The sequence below is a fragment of the Sphingomonas faeni genome (genome assembly GCF_023195535.1).
Classification (GTDB): Bacteria; Pseudomonadota; Alphaproteobacteria; order Sphingomonadales; family Sphingomonadaceae; genus Sphingomonas; species Sphingomonas faeni_B.
In genome coordinates, this window is sequence record NZ_JALPNF010000010.1 from 1 (window position 1) to 16,121 (window position 16,121).

Annotated in this window: 22 protein-coding genes and 1 pseudogene; 10 read left to right on the top strand and 13 right to left on the bottom strand. The window is 62.8% G+C overall.

From position 1 onward, the window contains the following. Positions 1-293: 293 nt before the first annotated feature. Together SPHN_RS15570 and SPHN_RS15575 are read left to right on the top strand one after the other, a co-directional pair. Positions 294-527 (top strand): hypothetical protein, encoded by a 234-nt coding sequence (locus SPHN_RS15570; RefSeq protein ID WP_248524663.1) that lies wholly within the window; start codon positions 294-296, stop codon positions 525-527. Beyond that, the gene (locus SPHN_RS15575; RefSeq protein WP_248524664.1) at positions 491-853 is read left to right on the top strand and encodes a hypothetical protein; all 363 of its coding nucleotides are present in this window, start codon (positions 491-493) and stop codon (positions 851-853) included. Before SPHN_RS15570 ends, SPHN_RS15575 begins: the two co-directional genes overlap by 37 nt. A 134-nt stretch (positions 854-987) precedes the next feature. On the opposite strand, the gene SPHN_RS15580 is transcribed toward SPHN_RS15575, so the two are convergent. Both SPHN_RS15580 and SPHN_RS15585 read right to left on the bottom strand, forming a co-directional pair. Then, positions 988-1,266 (bottom strand): hypothetical protein, encoded by a 279-nt coding sequence (locus SPHN_RS15580; RefSeq protein WP_248524665.1) that lies wholly within the window; start codon positions 1,264-1,266, stop codon positions 988-990. 110 nt (positions 1,267-1,376) lie between these two features. Then, entirely contained in the window at positions 1,377-1,532 is a 156-nt protein-coding gene (locus tag SPHN_RS15585) for a hypothetical protein (protein WP_248524667.1), read from the bottom strand. Between the two features lie 355 nt (positions 1,533-1,887). Between SPHN_RS15585 and SPHN_RS15590 the strand changes: the two genes are divergently transcribed. The 5 genes from SPHN_RS15590 to SPHN_RS15610 all read left to right on the top strand — a co-directional run bounded on the left by SPHN_RS15590 (position 1,888) and on the right by SPHN_RS15610 (position 5,483). Then, the gene (locus SPHN_RS15590) at positions 1,888-2,385 is read left to right on the top strand and encodes a hypothetical protein (RefSeq protein ID WP_248524668.1); all 498 of its coding nucleotides are present in this window, start codon (positions 1,888-1,890) and stop codon (positions 2,383-2,385) included. A 1-nt stretch (position 2,386) separates the two neighbouring features. Continuing rightward, on the top strand, positions 2,387-3,013 hold the full coding sequence (locus tag SPHN_RS15595; protein ID WP_248524669.1) for a hypothetical protein: 627 nt from the start codon (positions 2,387-2,389) through the stop codon (positions 3,011-3,013). Positions 3,014-3,119: 106 nt separating this feature from the next. Then, positions 3,120-3,467 carry a hypothetical protein gene (locus SPHN_RS15600; RefSeq protein WP_248524670.1) on the top strand — a complete coding sequence of 116 codons (348 nt, stop codon included), beginning with the start codon at positions 3,120-3,122 and terminating at the stop codon, positions 3,465-3,467. Between the two features lie 48 nt (positions 3,468-3,515). Further along, positions 3,516-4,034 (top strand): hypothetical protein, encoded by a 519-nt coding sequence (locus SPHN_RS15605; RefSeq protein ID WP_248524671.1) that lies wholly within the window; start codon positions 3,516-3,518, stop codon positions 4,032-4,034. 213 nt (positions 4,035-4,247) lie between these two features. Then, positions 4,248-5,483, top strand: a complete 1,236-nt coding sequence (locus tag SPHN_RS15610; RefSeq protein WP_248524672.1) for an integrase — start codon at positions 4,248-4,250, stop codon at positions 5,481-5,483. A gap of 658 nt (positions 5,484-6,141) precedes the next feature. Here the strand turns inward: SPHN_RS15610 and SPHN_RS15615 are convergent. Beyond that, positions 6,142-6,393 (bottom strand): hypothetical protein, encoded by a 252-nt coding sequence (locus SPHN_RS15615; protein ID WP_248524673.1) that lies wholly within the window; start codon positions 6,391-6,393, stop codon positions 6,142-6,144. A gap of 309 nt (positions 6,394-6,702) precedes the next feature. On the opposite strand from SPHN_RS15615, the gene SPHN_RS15620 reads away from it, so the two are divergent. Beyond that, positions 6,703-7,431, top strand: coding sequence for a Crp/Fnr family transcriptional regulator (locus tag SPHN_RS15620; protein WP_248524674.1), 729 nt, complete (start codon positions 6,703-6,705; stop codon positions 7,429-7,431). A gap of 78 nt (positions 7,432-7,509) precedes the next feature. On the opposite strand, the pseudogene tnpC reads toward SPHN_RS15620, so the two are convergent. The 4 genes and pseudogenes from tnpC to SPHN_RS15640 all read right to left on the bottom strand — a co-directional run bounded on the left by tnpC (position 7,510) and on the right by SPHN_RS15640 (position 10,842). Continuing rightward, a pseudogene (gene tnpC, locus SPHN_RS15625) lies at positions 7,510-9,063 on the bottom strand (IS66 family transposase). 61 nt (positions 9,064-9,124) lie between these two features. Continuing rightward, the gene (gene tnpB, locus SPHN_RS15630) at positions 9,125-9,472 is read right to left on the bottom strand and encodes an IS66 family insertion sequence element accessory protein TnpB (RefSeq protein WP_132898488.1); all 348 of its coding nucleotides are present in this window, start codon (positions 9,470-9,472) and stop codon (positions 9,125-9,127) included. Continuing rightward, positions 9,469-9,837 carry an IS66-like element accessory protein TnpA gene (tnpA, locus tag SPHN_RS15635; protein WP_248524676.1) on the bottom strand — a complete coding sequence of 123 codons (369 nt, stop codon included), beginning with the start codon at positions 9,835-9,837 and terminating at the stop codon, positions 9,469-9,471. Before tnpA ends, tnpB begins: the two co-directional genes overlap by 4 nt. 564 nt (positions 9,838-10,401) lie before the next feature. Continuing rightward, entirely contained in the window at positions 10,402-10,842 is a 441-nt protein-coding gene (locus SPHN_RS15640) for a hypothetical protein (protein ID WP_248524678.1), read from the bottom strand. 94 nt (positions 10,843-10,936) lie between these two features. Between SPHN_RS15640 and SPHN_RS18605 the strand changes: the two genes are divergently transcribed. After that, positions 10,937-11,176, top strand: a complete 240-nt coding sequence (locus tag SPHN_RS18605; RefSeq protein WP_432715107.1) for a hypothetical protein — start codon at positions 10,937-10,939, stop codon at positions 11,174-11,176. Positions 11,177-11,261: 85 nt separating this feature from the next. Here the strand turns inward: SPHN_RS18605 and SPHN_RS15650 are convergent, their stop codons facing one another. Continuing rightward, a complete protein-coding gene (locus tag SPHN_RS15650) occupies positions 11,262-11,444 on the bottom strand; it encodes a hypothetical protein (protein ID WP_248524682.1) in 183 nt (60 codons plus the stop codon). 588 nt (positions 11,445-12,032) lie between these two features. Between SPHN_RS15650 and pip the strand changes: the two genes are divergently transcribed. Continuing rightward, positions 12,033-12,977, top strand: coding sequence for a prolyl aminopeptidase (gene pip, locus SPHN_RS15655; protein ID WP_197975369.1), 945 nt, complete (start codon positions 12,033-12,035; stop codon positions 12,975-12,977). On the opposite strand, the gene pqqE is transcribed toward pip, so the two are convergent. Genes pqqE through pqqA form a run of 5 tightly spaced genes read right to left on the bottom strand, consistent with a single transcriptional unit; the run spans position 12,974 to position 16,039 of the window. Beyond that, complete coding sequence (gene pqqE / locus SPHN_RS15660) at positions 12,974-14,059, bottom strand: pyrroloquinoline quinone biosynthesis protein PqqE (protein ID WP_081874103.1); 1,086 nt, start codon at positions 14,057-14,059, stop codon at positions 12,974-12,976. The two genes, pip and pqqE, sit on opposite strands and share 4 nt — an antisense overlap. Further along, positions 14,056-14,319 carry a pyrroloquinoline quinone biosynthesis peptide chaperone PqqD gene (gene pqqD, locus SPHN_RS15665; protein ID WP_031439394.1) on the bottom strand — a complete coding sequence of 88 codons (264 nt, stop codon included), beginning with the start codon at positions 14,317-14,319 and terminating at the stop codon, positions 14,056-14,058. Before pqqD ends, pqqE begins: the two co-directional genes overlap by 4 nt. Continuing rightward, on the bottom strand, positions 14,316-15,053 hold the full coding sequence (gene pqqC / locus SPHN_RS15670) for a pyrroloquinoline-quinone synthase PqqC (RefSeq protein ID WP_031439393.1): 738 nt from the start codon (positions 15,051-15,053) through the stop codon (positions 14,316-14,318). Before pqqC ends, pqqD begins: the two co-directional genes overlap by 4 nt. Beyond that, positions 15,050-15,952, bottom strand: coding sequence for a pyrroloquinoline quinone biosynthesis protein PqqB (gene pqqB, locus SPHN_RS15675; RefSeq protein WP_031439392.1), 903 nt, complete (start codon positions 15,950-15,952; stop codon positions 15,050-15,052). The genes pqqC and pqqB overlap by 4 nt, the downstream gene beginning before the upstream one ends. Positions 15,953-15,958: 6 nt before the next feature. After that, complete coding sequence (gene pqqA / locus SPHN_RS15680) at positions 15,959-16,039, bottom strand: pyrroloquinoline quinone precursor peptide PqqA (RefSeq protein WP_042466497.1); 81 nt, start codon at positions 16,037-16,039, stop codon at positions 15,959-15,961. Positions 16,040-16,121: the final 82 nt, after the last annotated feature.

A 16,121-nucleotide genomic window follows, 5' to 3' on the forward strand; every position in this document is an offset into this window, starting at 1 on the left:
CTGCTCGAGCCTATCGGCAACATCCCGCCTGCCGAAGCCGAACACCAATATTATGCTGCCGCAGACAACATCGATATGGCGGCGTGACTCACAACCCAAGGCCTCCGGCAGACCCGGGGCGGTTCAGAACGGCTGTGCCGTCCAAAAAGACGATCATCTTCAGAGGGCGCAAACGCAGGCCGGGGCGCTTCAGGACAAGGCTGGTAGATTCGGACAGGAACGTCGGACCTCGGTGTCGTGATGGGGAGGAGAAAAGGCAGTCCGCCTTAAGTCCCGTGCGACGCGGAGGACATATGGGCGAACTCTACGTCGTGCGCGAAGTGCACAACAGCGGAGCAGATCTGAGCGGCATCGTCGCACTGCCCGAAGGACACATCTGGATACTCACCGAGCGCTGGATCGTGGAAGCCGCGCACGACGCTGCGCTGATCGAAAGGCGTATGACCGCCGATGTCGAATGGCACGCCCGGCTCGGCATGATCGACGCTGCGTGCAAACGCTGTCAAATTGCGCGGGCGGCGCTGTGAAGGGCGGTCGCCGCCTCACCCTGCCGCATGACTGGACGACGACGCGGGGGCTTTGGCTGTGGCAGTCCGGCCTGCACGGCAACGTGCTGACCCAAAGCGAGACGATTCTCACCTTCGAACAGCGGCGCGTCATCGAAGTCGATGTCCGCGGGTGGTCGACGGTCGAGATCATCGAATGCCTCTCGACGATGCGAACCCCGCCGTTCGCCCGACCCGAGCTTCGTCATCTCGGCATGGCCGACCTGGAACCGTTGCTCGGCTGCAAGGCGATCGACCAGATCGTGATAATGCGGCTCATGTCGCTCGTGCCTGGGTGGAAACCATGATCGCTGAGGGGTTCCGCGTGGCGGAGCCGCTAGACAGCGATGCTATTGGCGCCGGCAAGGCCATGGGACCATCGCAGCCAGCGCACCATTCTAAGCTGTAGCAGCCAGCAGGTGATCGCGAGCAGCGCCCATGGCTAAGCTCGGCTGAGCCATAACTTGCTCCGGCCCTCGTCTGCGAGCAAAGTGACGTCCAGTATCTGCATGGCGTAGGCGATCCCCAGCCGGGTCCAGACATACAGCCCGTCACACATCCGCAACTCGATTCTGTTGTCGGCCGGCCGCCACAGCGTCCAGCCAAGCAGGGCTGCCGGCACCGGCACGCAGGCGTAAGGACCGGCGGCGGGACCAACGTTTCGATGGGTCAGCCAGAACGCTCTCACAGCCACCGCAAGCGACAAGAACGAAATCAGCATCGCATGCGACAGGATGACACGCCCGAGTAACAGCGCGAACGTGCGTCCGACAAGGACCCCCGCAGAAACGGCATGGTCGATCTACTCAGCTGTTGGGATCGCCCGCCGCATCAGAATGCTAATTTCGATTTTGCCGGTGTCTGACGGGCCGCATCCGCGTCAACTGCGGCCTTGTCGGCGTTCTGTGCCAGGCTGTCGCGCCTGGCCATGACGTCGAGGCAGGATGAGGTGTCGACGACGATGATCGGTCCCCTGCTGAAGGTCATATTCCTGCATTCATATCTAGCGTCCCACCCTGACCCCGCTTTGGGGACGTCAACCGTCAGGCGACCTTATCTGGTAGCGACCTGCACCTTCAACGCCTGCTGAACAATGGGCGGTTAGGGCGATGCCGGCGATCATAAGCCGCGCGATGAGCGTCGCCATTGTCGCCTCAGCGCCGAGGATTCCGAGCGGGTAAAGCCCCTCAGAATACGAGGATGAGCCCGCGCCGCTGCCGGCGGCAAGATAAGGAAGAGCGAGAGGGGGGAGAGAAGCCTTTCGGCTGAACCGGAAGGTGAAACGATCCCTGACAGGTGACGCGAACAGCCCGCGCGCCTGCTCTCTTGAGAGACGAACACAATGACCCATTATTCGAACGAGGCTGCCGCCATGGCGGCGGCGCTCATGGTTGCACGCCTGGCAGCATTGCGCTTCGAACCTGACCTCGAAGTGCCGATGTCGAAGGTTCGCAACTACCTTTACGCGCGCACTGCGCGGCTGCTACTTGTGCCCTCAACCCTGTCGGACGGCAGCGATGCCGCCGCCGTAGGCGAGGTGATGGCGGCGTTCGGCTGCGACGCGCTGGTGGCGCGAGCAGATGGCGCCGATGCAGCGAGTGTCCGCTTCACGATCGGTTTGCATGGACATCGCTTGTTCTGGTCGGCGCCTGCCAGGCTGTGGCTCGGAGCAGGGGCACCGGCGCATTTCGTCCCCAATCACCCAGACGACACCGTCTTTGCGCTCTTCAGCGTAGGCCTGCGCGGTTGCGAGGTGCCACCATGGAGCAGCGACGAGGAGCGCGAAGATGGGTTCGCGCTCGGCGCCGACGCGCTTGCGGCCTTGATGGCGGGGCGCTGATATGAGCCGTCTCCAGGTTTGGGCCAGCCCCAGCGAAGCGTCGGACATGATGTTCGATGTGCGCCAGCCGGGCGTGACGGGTCTTGGCTATGCGCTGTTACGTCCCCGCTCCAAGGGGAAGGAGCGCAGCCTGTCGCGGCTCGCATTCGCCAAGATGAACCCAATCGAGCCCGGACCGACCAGCCCGCAAACCCGCTGCGGCATGCCGACCACTGCTCGGGATCACCGACTGCTGCTCGCGCCGGGTGTCGCAGACCCGGTGTCGCTCGAACGCCTGTTCGCCGATTATGACGAGGCGGTGCCCGAGCATCAGCGGTTGCTCGCTGCCGTCCTGACGCTGCCGTTCGTTCGCGGTGAACCGCTGCACGATCAGTTCGACAAGGTGACCACCTGGGCCATGCTGCATCTGGCACGGGCGAGGCAGCTCACCAGCCTTGCCGTGCTGCACGCGCCCGGTGATCAACTCGCCGCGGAAGCGCCGCACGCTCACATCGTCGTGTTCAGCCGTATCCATAATGCGTGCGGATGGGCTCAGCTGCATCCGGACCTCGCCGAAAGCGAGCATGGCGCCTGGGCCGAGCGATGGCTCGACTTCTGCGAAGCATGGCGTCGCAGGCCGGAGGCGTGAAGGTGAGGGTTCCGAGCGCCTCCGGCAATCGGGACCACCGGCATCCGGATCCCGGTGGCCAGACGCAGGATGATCTCGACGGGGAAACAAGCCCGATGGAGAAAAGATGATGATCGCGCGCAATCCACCCATGGTGTTCCGCTTCGCCGCCATGCTGCTGCTCAGTTCTGCCGTGCTCGGTCAGTGGTGGCAGCGGCAGCCGCTGGGCGCCGATGGCCATGCTTTAGTGACCATGATGCACTCCTATTGTCCTGACGTAGGTGGCGGAGCTGGCCCGCTCACCGTGGCGGACAGCGCCCGTTTGCTCGACCGCTGGGGCTACGCCCTTCTCGGCGATCTAATTGGATGGAACGGCAGGGATCGCTGCACGCTGCCGCGACCGCGGAAAGGGGAAGGGATCGGAAGGACAGGCAGGAGAAGCCCGGGAAGCGCGATGAAAAGCGAACGGGCCTGATCCGAACCAGTCGGTTCGGGGATCACGCCAAAAAGAAGGTCTACCGTCATGCACCGCATGCTCCACGAACCGCTGCCGTCCACGTCGAACGCGTTGCTCGACTATTTCCTCGCCGCGCTCGGCGGCGAAACCTACTACCCGCTCGGCGGCAACACCGGCTTGCCCGCCGGCGCCCTCGAGAGTCTCGACCACAATGTCGTGCTGGCCGCCACCCCGGTAAGCGTCCGCGTTTTCGACGAGGCGCTGCTGCGATCGGCTGAGTATCGCGATACGCTCCTCGTGCGTCACGGCTTCTACCCCGAGACGCTCGACCCGGTGCGGGTCGACGTCGCCCTCAGGTCGACCACCGGGCCGATCCTCCTGCCTGACCTCAGTCTCTTCCGCGACCTGGACGGGCAGCTCCACCTCGTGCCACAGCACCAGGACCTGTTCCTCACGGTCGGCCCCGATGGGATCTGGGTGTCGCTCATCGCACCGTTCGACCGGTGGACCGATCGTGCGGCTGGGCTTGAGCGAGCCGCAGCTGATGTGGTTCGAGCCTGTCGCAAAGCACGAGACGGTCAATAGGCGACGAGAGACGGGCGGGGCGGCTTCACTAACGCTCCGCCTCAGATTTGGATTTCGTAATGATCTCGATGCTCAATGCAGGCGGCACCTACTCTGTTTGCTCGCCTTTCACAGCGCGCCGAAGCACATTCCATAATCGGACATTATGGTAATTACAGCGATGTGCTAAGAAGGCGGAATGCAGGGTAAATCGAACCAGCGGGCGCGGCCCTTATGAGCGAAATCATCGTCCATCGCACCGATGGGGAGGGGCTTCCGGTCCGGGCACGGCATGGGATCGTCGAGCCAATCGATGTCCGCGTTACCCGGTTGCTGGGCCTTGCGCTGCCCGCTGATGCCGGCCCCGTCAGCGAGATCGGCTTCGTCGCGCAGCTCGGCGCTATGGCAGTGGCGAGCAAGGCGGCGCTGGCGTCGGACCTGGCCTGCTATCTGCGTTGGTGTGAGGACATCCGTGTCGCCCCGCTGCCCGCCGAGCCCGAAAACCTGGTCCGCTACATTGCCATGCTCGAGGCGCGGGGCGCCAAGCCCGCCACGGTCGCCCGGCGGGTTGCCAGTCTCGCCACCGCACACGGCCTGTCAGGCCTGCAGGAGAAGGGGCATGCGCCCACCAGCCACGTCATGGTCCGTGCGGCGCTCAAAGGCCTGCGCCGGCGTCGTGGCGCTGCCCAACGCCAAGCGGCCCCGTTGCGCTTCGGGGCCTCGCTAGACCCCCATACCAAGGGGTTCACGCTGACCGCGCTGCTCGGTGCCTGTGGCGGCGATTTGCAGGGCTTGCGCGATGCTGCACTACTGTCGCTCGGCTATGATGCGGGACTGCGCGTCAGTGAACTCGTCGCGGTCACCGTCGCGCACATCGATCCGCACAGTGATGGCTCGGCGCTCCTGTTCATTCCATCATCCAAGACCGATCAGGAAGGGCAGGGGGCCTGGGGCTGGCTGTCCGCGGACACGATGCGCCGGGTCGGCGCCTGGCTGGTCGCGAGCGACATCACCGAGGGGCCGGTCTTCCGCCGCGTGGGGGTTGATCGGCGCCGTTTGCGCGCCGCGGTCCCGCCGATGGCGTACGAAGCGATCCCGGGACACACGCGACACTGGCAGGAGAAGCTGAAGGGCAAGAAGGCTGAACCCGCGAGGACCGTCTACACCGTCGGGACGGCCCCGCTTAGCCGGCAGGGTGTCAACGGGATCTATCGGCGTGTGGCGCTGAGTGCATTCGATCAGGGGCTGGTCGAGATGCCGATCGCGAAGGTCGAGGAGGCTGCTAGGGCGCTATCAAGCCACTCGCTGCGGGTAGGGCTGACGCAGGATCTGTTCGCAGCCGGGGAGGACGGCGTTGGCATTGCCCAGGCGCTGCGTTGGTCGTCGCCATCGACGGCACTGCGCTATGGGCGGAAGCTTGCCGCCAGGAGCAATGTTGCGGCGCGCGTGTTGTCGAAGATCAGAGCCTGATAATCGCGTTACCCGGTGAGTCTTACGGGACAGACAGCGGTCCCGGCAGCTGCCGAGGGAACCACGTCAGGAGAGCGTCCGACAGCGCCGTAGCGACAACTGAGGGATCGCCTGTTCGGGTGCCACTAGCGCGCACCGTGGTCGCCTGCCCCGTCCACACGACGTGATTGTCGCGGCGCAGCGATACCGTCACCTGGAGACGGGTTACGATCAGTCCACGCAATTGATCCTTCCCCGAAGGCAAAGTCAGCGACAGGCCGCCAAGCCCCGCCGCCATGCCCGGCCGATCCGATCGATCGTTGCCGGACCTGACGACGCCGCGCTGTGTCTGCGATACCTCAACCTTGGCGACGTAAAGGCTGTGGTTCGGGTCGGGCAGGGGCAGGAATGGTGTTCGAAGAAGGGTTCGCTGAACGGCGTCTGTGAACGTTCTCGTGATAGCGGAAGACGTAGTCGAACTATCAGCAGCCACGATCGCTATCGTGCCGGGCCTAACCGCGGTGGTGGGAACCGGCGATTGCATCATGGCTGCTGCCGCAGCGAGAGGAAGTACGTACATCCAACAAGGTCCGATGCTTCAAGAGGCCTTTTGATATAGCTCGGCACGTCGGAGGCATGTGATTTCCCGTCCCAGTCGCGGTCTTTCGCCTCGGTTCGATTACAGAAGATCTTCGATCCTGAACGGCATCTCGCGCAGCCGCTTGCCCGTCGCATGGTGAATGGCATTGGCAATGGCGCCGGCACAGCCCGTCATGGCAACTTCGCCAAGCCCCTTTGCGCCAAGGGCATTGATGAGAGGATCCGGTCGATCGATAAAGCCGACGTCTATCGACCCGATGTCGGCATTCACAGGCACGACATAGTCGGCAAGATCGTTGTTGATCCGTGATGCCGAACCGGGCAGCGACATCAGGTGCGAAGCGCAGCAGGTCCGGACGGAGCCTCAGTAGGCTCAGATCCTTGGACTTGCCCTCCATCATCACGTCGAAGATTAGGCCATCAGCCATCCAACGACGGACGTCTTGCGGATTCTCGAAACAGCATCCTTTGTGGGGTAAGCGCGGCCTGAAGCCCGCCTTGTTGGCGGAGCAGCCTGAACAGCGACGGATCTGCCAAATGCGAAAACAAGCGTTACAAACAGTTCGCTTCTTGTCGCCATATTGATGTAGATTAGTATGCCGGCACGTTGACCGGAGACTAATCTTCAGGTGCTCCTAAATTGATAAACAGCCACGAAGCTTTAATCCGGCAGCTGAGCGCACAAGGTGAACTCTCACTGGAGGATCAGCGTGCAATTTCGTCAATTTCCATGACCTTACGATCCTTCACCCCCGGCGACTATATCGGCAGGGAGGGAAAGTCAGTTTCAACATGCGCGATACTCATTAGGGGCTTCGCAGTCCGGCAAAAATTTACACGTTTAGGTGACCGCCAAATCGTATCGCTGCACGGCCCCGGCGACGCCATAAATCTTCAGAACGCGTTTCTAGAGTTTCCTGATTATGATATTCTCTCAATCGAGGATTGCGTAGTCTCTTTTGTCGATGCCTCGGCAATTAGGGTCCTGGCGGCTGAACGACCGGCAGTTGCCCGTTCGTTATTGATAGGGGCTTTCACCGAAGCCTCGACAGCGCGCGAATGGATGCTCAACATGGGACGACGAAGTGCTCGAACGAGACTTGCACACTTCCTTTGTGAGTATTTAGATCGCATGAGTTTGCGGCGGCATTCGGCCGACGAAAAATACGAATTACGGCTAACTCAGGAGCAAATTGCCGATGCGACGGGAATGACCGCTGTTCATGTCAATCGCATGCTAAAAGCCCTACAATCAGAAAAACTGATCAAGCAGCTGGGTCGTTTTCTAAGCGTGCCAAATATGGCGGCTCTAATGGACGCTGGGGAATACAATCCGCGTTACCTTCATCTACCGCAATTTAACTTCTAGAACGCCGCGACTAGTTGTTCAAAATGGTGCCAATTTTCTGTGCATCGGTAAGCGCTTCCACATCATCGGCACCGCAGACTATGCGGCTTGCGCCACTGGCTCTACGGGTTGCTGGACCCAGTTCCAAGGCATGAGCTCGTCCCATCGCGCAGCTGGCCAATCCGCTGCGATCTTTCCAGTGACGTCGGCGATGTAGGCCTGCGGGTCGACGCCATTGGCCTTGCAGGTCTGGATGACGGTGTAGATCGCTGCGGCACGCTCGCCGCCCGTTTTCGAACCGGCGAACAGCCAGTTGCGTCGTCCGACGGCAACGCCGCGCAACGCGCGTTCGGCGATGTTGTTATCGATCTCCAGGCGCCCGTCATCAAGGAAGCGGCACAGCGCGGGCCATCGCTTCGTGCCATAGGCGATAGCCTTGGCCATGTCTGACTTTGGCGACAGCCGACGCAGTGCCGCGTCCAATGCCTCGCGTAGCGCATCGACCAGCGGCTTCGTCCGGGTCTGCCGCGCCGCCAGCCGCACGTCGGGCGGCCTGCCGCGGACCTCCGCTTCTATGCCGTACAAGGCGCCGATGCGTTCCAGAATGTCGGTGGTCAGCGGCGTGGCAACCCGCTCGTGCAGGTCGAACACCTTGCGCCTGAAATGAGCCCAGCATTCGACTTCGGTGGCGCCGCTTCGATAGAGACCGTCGTAACCTGCATAGGCGTCGGCCTGGAGGAAGCCTCGAAATCCGGCAAGATGGGCTTGCGGGTGTGCACCGGTGCGGTCGGCCGTGAAGCGATACCATGTCGCCGGCGGGGTCGTGTTGCCCGAGGCTCGGTCGTCGACCGCATAGACCCACAGCCGCCCGGTCGCGGTGCGTCCGCGGCCGGGGTCGAGCACGGGAACGGGCGTGTCGTCCGCGTGGATCTTGTCGCCTTTCAGCACTTCCTCGCGGATGCGGCTGACGATGGGGTCGAGCAGCGCGGCTGCCTGACCGACCCAGCCAGCCAGCGTCGAGCGGTCGATGTCCAGGCCTTGGGCCACCATCATCTCGGACTGCCGATAAAGCGGCAGATGATGGTCGAACTTCGAGACGACGACATGGGCCAGCGTTGCAAATGTCGCCTTTCCGCGGGCGACCGCCTTCACCGGGGCAGCCGCCTGGACGATCTTCTCACAGGTCCGGCAGCTGTATTTCGGTCGGACGTTCCGCACCACGCGCCAGTGCACCGGCAGGACGTCGAGCATCTCATCGGCGTCTTGCCCGAGGCGGCGTAGCGCACCGCCGCAGCCCGGGCATGTGCAGGTGCCGGAGGCGGGTTCGTGAACGAGCTCCTTGCGTGGCAGGTGGTCGGGCAACGCACGGACTGGTGCCGGTCGCCCGGGCGTGTCTGACAAGGCCGCGCCGGTCTCCGGGACTGCGCTCTCGGTTTCCAGTTCCTCGAGCGCGAGTTCAAGCTGCGCAATCTCGCGCGTCAGCTTCTCGGAGGATGCGCCGAACTGCATCCGCCGCAGCCGGGCGATCTAACCACGCAGTGTCTCGATGAGCAGGTCGCGAGCGGCAAGTGCTGCATTGGCCCGGGCGAGCGACGCTTCCAGCACGGCAATCCGGACCTCGGCATCAGATGGGGCAAGAGGGGCTTGCGACACCTCGTTTTCATAGCAGTTCGCGCACTCTCACACGAGCAAAAATGGCGAAAAAGCTATGTTTTCAGCCTGCTAATGTTGGTGACCAAGTCCGCTCTGGGCGGCGCCAGTCGATGCCCTCTAGAAGCATCGACACCTGCGCCGATGTCAGCGCCACTGTGCCCGTCGCCGTCACCGGCCAGACGAAACGCCCCCGGTCCATCCGCTTCGAAAACAGGCATAGTCCCTGACCATCGAACCACAGCAATTTAATCAGGTCGCCGCGCTTGCCGCGGAACGCGAACAGCGCACCGGAATGTGGTTTCTCCTGAAGCACCTGCTGCACCAATACCGCCAGGCCATCGAAGCCCTTGCGCATGTCGGTGACGCCGCACGCCAGGAATATCCGCGTCGATGTCGGCTGCGGGATCATCGCGTCAGCACGCCGATCACGCGTGATAGCGCCTCGGCGTCGACAGCGCCGTCGACGGTCAGTCGTATACCCGAAGGCAGCTCGATGCCGATCTGCCCCGCGGTCCGGGCGTCCGCTGGCGCCTCGACGGGCGGCGCCGGCAGCATCACGGGCGGCTCGCTGATCTGGACTTCGGCAAATGTGGCCTGAGGCCGGGCCGGCACTCCGCTCAGTGCACCCGACATAGCTTGGCGCCGCCAGGTGTAGATCGCGCCGCTGCCGACCTCGTGACGCTCGACCGCCGTCCTGACCGACCCATCCGGGCCAAACGCATCGCGTAGGATCGCCAGCTTCTGCTCGACCGTCCAGCGGCGTCGACCCGACACCCGACCGACAATCTCAATACGACCGGTCGTATGACTACTCGCTACATCTGCAGCAGGTTCGATAGTCTCGTCTGACATCACGGCCCCGTTCAAAGAGCCGCCATCAACCCGTTGAACGCCCCGCCTACAAGGCGACCTTCAGACCACGCTTACTTTGTGGGAGGTCGCCAAGGAATTGCACACACTTCGAGAGTATTTTGCAGGGCCCCCGACGGTGCCCTGCCGGACGCTATGAGTCTGCGACAGAAACCCTGCTCCTTACCCCTACCCGAAGCCTCGGCGATGCCGTTTGATTGGGTACCGTATGGTCCTCCTCGGCTAAGACTTCAGCCGGACCGCAGGAATAATACGGCCAAAACTCGTTACATCATTTGCCGATCTAAAGCAGACCAGCCTACAAAGGTGCGTTGAGGGTATACCCTAAGAGCACTGACTGCCAGAGGTACGTTTTGCCCTAGCTAGGCCTTCGAGAAGTCGGCAGTCGCGCGATATCGCGTTGCAGCTCGCACTATCAATGACACCGTCTTGGTAAGGTTTGTCGTCGCAATGGCGTCTACAATTAGATCACGCCGTCCGAGGCATATCCGCATTCGCTCTGATCGCCGGGGCGCTTTGGATGTCCCACGCCAGCGTCGCTGCCGCCATCAGATCGACATCCGTCAGATCGCGGTGATCGATCCACCATTTGGTGTCAGTGACCTGAAGGCACGCTTGATAGTCGGAGTCGCTGTTGAAATTGGTTAGCGCTGCGAGGCGCTTGGTCCTGATCGTCGACGCCCAGCTGATTTGACGATCGCTGCCGGTTAGCAGGGGAAGACTGAGGTGGGAGACAGCAGCGCTGCTCGACGCTGCCGCAGCCGCTTCCGCTGCTCGCTTTTCCGCAACGAAGCAGTCTCGACAGTTCGTCGTCTTCAGCCACTTGGCTTTGCGTTCCTGCTGGCTGTGGTAGCCTGTGAGATAATGACCCTGCTCATGACCGCAGGCGTGAATGATCTGCTGTTCCATGGCTGGGATGATGGCTGTTCGTGGTTTGTGCGCAACGGCAATGAGTCAGGATGAATCGGAATTGCGGCAGGTGGCTGACGACTGAACGGGACAAATGTCCGGCTCACTAAGCTGGCCCAACGCCGTCAGCGTTTACCAGATCTGGGCCAACCAATGTGCCGATGAGCCGTACGCGTTTTTCTACCAGATCTACGGGGGTGCGATGCAGTTCCATCTCGTAGCGCCCACCGACATCGCGGCGCAGATAGAAGGCCCCGCCATCACGGACCAGAGTGCCTATCTCATTGATCCGGGTGCCAATCGCTACCATCGCTGCGTCGTCGCCTTATTATAATCATATAAAGTTGCGGGAGATCCTACGCGTAACCGAGGTGCCTCGGTGGGGCACAGGATTCTGCTACTCCGTCCCCGACGGGCCCTCAGAGACTGATATTCCGCCGCGCCATTTCCGCGAACGCCATATCCCCGATTAGCGGGCGGGGCTCGGCTTTAAAGATGTCAGCCAAATCGAGCAGATCCTCGTTGGAGAGGTCCGCGATCGAGGCTTCGATCTCGGCAAGGCGCCGCACCGCGTGATCGCCGCGATCGGCGACCCGCTTCATTCTTGTCTTGAGCATGTGGCCTTCTATCATAAACGTCGTGGCGGAGGCAGGGGCATTAGCGGCTGGTTGGTCGAGGTTATTTGGCAAAGACGCCCGCTACTCACAGGCGAAAGAAGCTTCTCTAATGGAGGACCGCACCACGTTCTGGCAGCGGATCCTGAAGCGGCAGGAACGCACTGCTTTCACGGTATACGGCATAATATAGTGCATGCGGACTGTCCGCATTTGGTGGAAAGCGGCCCGGCCGCTTTCGGGCAGCGGTCGCTGTAAGCAGCCGTTCGTTCATTTGATAGGGCAGGAGCCTAATTGGCCGGGTTCTGGTAGACCGGACGGGCCGCTTTCGGCGTGCAGTTGCATCAAGCATTCGTTAGTTCACTTGATCTGTCACGGGGTAAGCCGCTGGTCGCCCGTTTAGCAGCTCGGCCTGTTACGGGTGACGATGTGCCGTAACCTGACTATCGTTGATGCAGCGGGACAAGGGCGTTAAATCCCCGTGGGTAGTGATAACCATGAGTACGCCTTAAGATACCGAGCAGGCAAACCTAGACCCAGGCTGATAGCGTCGGTGAACTGTAAGAGGACTTGGATTTGCACACGCTATACGAAACGATCGAGCCCTATCATTCCGGCATGCTCGACGTCGGTGACGGGCATTCGGTGTATTTCGAGCGCTGCGGCACGCCTGGGGGCAAGCCCGCAGTGTTCCTCCATGGCGGGCCAGGCGGGGGCATCTCGGCAAAACATCGCCAGCTGTTCGATCCTGCGAGATACGATGTGCTGCTGTTCGATCAGCGAGGATGTGGGCGGTCGACGCCGCATGCCGGGCTCGACGCGAACACCACCTGGGATCTGGTCGCTGACATGGAGCAACTGCGCACGATGATCGGTGTCGAACGCTGGCTAGTGTTCGGTGGATCCTGGGGATCGACGCTGGCGCTAGCTTATGCACAGACGCATCCCGAACGAGTCAGCGAGCTGGTCCTGCGCGGCATCTTCACCTTGCGGACGTCGGAGCTCGACTGGTATTATCAGTTTGGCGCGTCGGAGGTGTTCCCCGACAAATGGGCAGCATTCGAGGCGCCGATCCCGATTACTGAGCGTGACGACATGCGCGGCGCGTACCGCAAGCGTCTGACCGGCTACGATCCCGCGGCACAGATCGAGGCGGCCAAGGCCTGGGCGTTGTGGGAGGGCGAGACGATCACCTTGCTGCCCGATCCGGCGACCAGCGCGGGGTTCGAGGACGCGCATTTCGCGCTGGCGTTCGCACGGATCGAGAACCATTATTTCGTCAATAACGGCTGGCTCGACGAGGGACAGTTGATCCGCAATGCGGGCATGCTCGCGGGCATTCCCGGCACGATCGTCCAGGGCCGTTACGACATGGTCTGCCCGGCACGCACCGCGTACGATCTGCATCACGCCTGGCCCGAAGCGGACTTTCATCTGGTGGAGGGCGCCGGTCATGCCTGGAACGAGCCGGGTATCCTCAACCAATTGATCCGCGCGACGGACCGCTACGCCGCCGATTAGGCGGGCGCGCGGGCCAGTCGGCGAGGAATGGTGAAGTCGGTTTCGCCAGCCTCTGAGATCGCGGTTGCCATCACGTGGTGCATCGGCGCGCGCGTGCAGGCGGGATCGGTCGCGGCGGCGTTGCCGGCAAGTGCTAGCGCCTGGCAGCGACATCCGCCCCAATCGATCTCGCGGCGGTCGCAGCCTTGGCATGGTGCCGGCATCCAGTCGGTGCCGCGGAACCGCGCAAATGCTTCGGCGTCATGCCAAAGATCGAAGAGCGACCATTCGCGGACCGAGGGGAATTCCATGTCGGGGATCGTCTCGGCGGCATGGCAGGGCAGTGCCTTGCCGGAGGGCGAGATGTTGATGAAACGCTGGCCCCAGCCGCCCATACAGGCCTTGGGCCGCGCCGCATAATAATCGGGGACGACGTAATCGATCGCGATCCGGCCGTGCAGTCGAGCGCGCGCAGCCTCGACGATCGCGGTGGTGCTCTCAAGCTGGTCGATCGTCGGCAGCAGCGCGTTGCGATTGCGCAGCGCCCACCCGTAATACTGGACGTGAGCGATCTCCATGCGTTCGGAACCGAGCGCTTCGCCAAGCGCGATCATCTCCTCGACCCGATCGATATTCTGGCGGTGAACGACGAAGTTGCTCGTCAGAGGCAGGCCAGAGTTGCGGATCAGCGCAGCGGCGAGCAGTTTCTTCGCATGGCCGCCACGATAACCGCCCGCGACGTCCGCGCGCAGCGCCTCGCTGTCCTGGAAGCTCAGCTGTACATGATCCACCCCCGCCGTGATCAGCGCGCGCATCCGCTCGGCGTCGAGCAGCACCCCGGAGGTGATGATGTTGGTATAAAGCCCAGCGGCGTTCGCATGGGCTACGAGCTGTTCCAGATCGCGCCGCGCCATCGGTTCGCCACCCGAGAAATGAACCTGCAGCACGCCGAGCGCGGCCGCCTCGTCGAGCACGCGGAGCCATTCGTCGGTCGCCAGTTCGCTGGACGGCGGATCGAGCTTCAGCGGATTCGAGCAATAGGCGCATTGGAGGGGGCAGCGGTGGGTGAGTTCAATGATGAGTCCCATCGGGGGTGGGGTCATAGCTGTATCGCTCCGCGGAGGGAAAGGTCGTCGAGGGCCGCCACGACGTCGTCCGCGATCGTCTCGCGCGGGGCATCGAACCGGCGGGCAAGGTCGTCGACGATATGGTCGGTCGTGCGCGCTCCGTCGACGAGCCTCAGGATTTCCACCGCAATGTCGTCGGGCATGAACAGCTTTTCGGGCGCGAGGATGATCCAGACGTTGCGGACGGTGTCGAAGCGGAACTTCACGCCGCGCTTGAAACGAGGCACTGCAGTCATCGTACGTCCTGCGGCACGAACGCGCCGGGCGGGATCAGTCCGGGCGCGACATAGGCGAGGTACAGCCCATCGAGCTGCGACCAGAGCACGTCGCACTTGAAGCGCAACGCCGACAGCACCGCCTGCTGCTTCTCCGCCGTATCGGCATGCGCCTTCACATAGGCGAGCGCGAAGTCGCTGTCCTGCGGCGCCTGGGTGAGGCGCGGGGTGAAGTAGGACAGCGTATCGGGCGTTATGAAGTCGTAATGCGCGAGCATGCCGGACACGCGCTCGGCGATGATGGTCGGCGAGAAGAGTTCGGTCAGCGACGATGCCACCGCCTCCAGCAACGTGCGGTCGCGGACGAAATGGACGTAGGCGTCGACCGCGAAACGGGTGGTCGGCAGGATCGCGTCGGTACTCTTGACCAGCGCACGGTCCAGGCCGACGCCCTCGGCCAGCTTGATCCAGCGTTCGATACCGCCGGGCTTGCTGCCATCGCCGTCGTGATCCTCGATCCTTCGGCGCCACTCGCGGCGCAGCTCCGAAGTCGGCAGGCGCGCGAGCAGATGCGCGTCCTTCACCGGGATCTGATTCTGGTAGTAATAACGGTTCAGTGCCCAGGCCTGAACCTGGCCGCGGGTGAGCTTACCGTCGTGGAGGAGGCGGTGGAACGGATGGAGGATATGATAACGCTCGGCGCCGATCGCGCGAAGCGCTGTTTCCAAGCCATCGTCGTCCATCAATTCGGTCATAATGTGAACCGCAAACCGTCCTCGGCGATGATCCACTTCGCGGCTTCGGCCTCGGTGCGCTCGGGGCTGTCGTCTAGCAGCACGGGGTTGGAATTGTTGATGTGGAGCGCGATGCGTCGTCCGATCGTCAGGTCGGCAAGCGATGCTATCGAGCCTCCTGCACCGGCCATGCTCATATGGCCCATACGGCGGCCCGTCTTGGCGCCGAGCCCGGCATGGATCATCTCGTCGTCGTCCCACAAAGTCGCATCGAAGAAGAGCAGGTCGGCGCCGTCGATCCGCGCACGCAGGTCGTCCGTCATCGCCGCGCAGCCGGGAATGAAGAGGACGCGGTGCGTGCCGTCGGAAATCTCTGCGCCGACCGTGGTGTCGTCGACCAGGATCGGCTGCATGCGGTCGCCATCCTCCATGTAAAGCGGGACCTTGCCCGGCACCGCGAAGAGCGTCGCGGTTAGCGTGTCGTCCAGCGCTATGGGCTGGCCGAGCATGACCGTGTGACGGTCGACGATGCCATCCGCCAGCACGTCGAAGATCGGATTGGCGGTGAGGATGGCGTGCACGGCTGTGGTCGCATGCAGTGCGAAGGGCTCGCGTTCGCGCAAGGTCAACAGTCCGGCAATCACGTCGACGTCGCCGCCGGTGAGCACGACGCTAGCAATCGGGGTCGAGCGTCGGCCATGGGTGGGATGCAGCGCCGACGTGAGTTCAAGCTGGCGACGTAGGTCGGGCGAGGCGTTGAAAAGGTGCCAGCGCTGACCATCGCCGCTGACCACGATGCTGGCTTGCGTCCGCGGACGTGCTGCAGTGTCACCGGCGCGGGCGCGGCGGGAGGCGGGCGAATGGCAGTTCCATTGGGGGAAGCCGCCGCCGGCCGCCGCCCCCAGGACGATGACGTCCATCTGCTATCAGACGAGTTCGGCGCACGCATAGCAGTTGATTTCGGCACCGAGGGCGATCTCGACGATCCGGGGCTTCTTCCAGGCCATTCACTGTCTCCTGTGCGCGGATATGCGCCTGCTGGACCCTAGCGATCGGTCGATGCGAGGGAATTGGCCTTAAGTACGACTT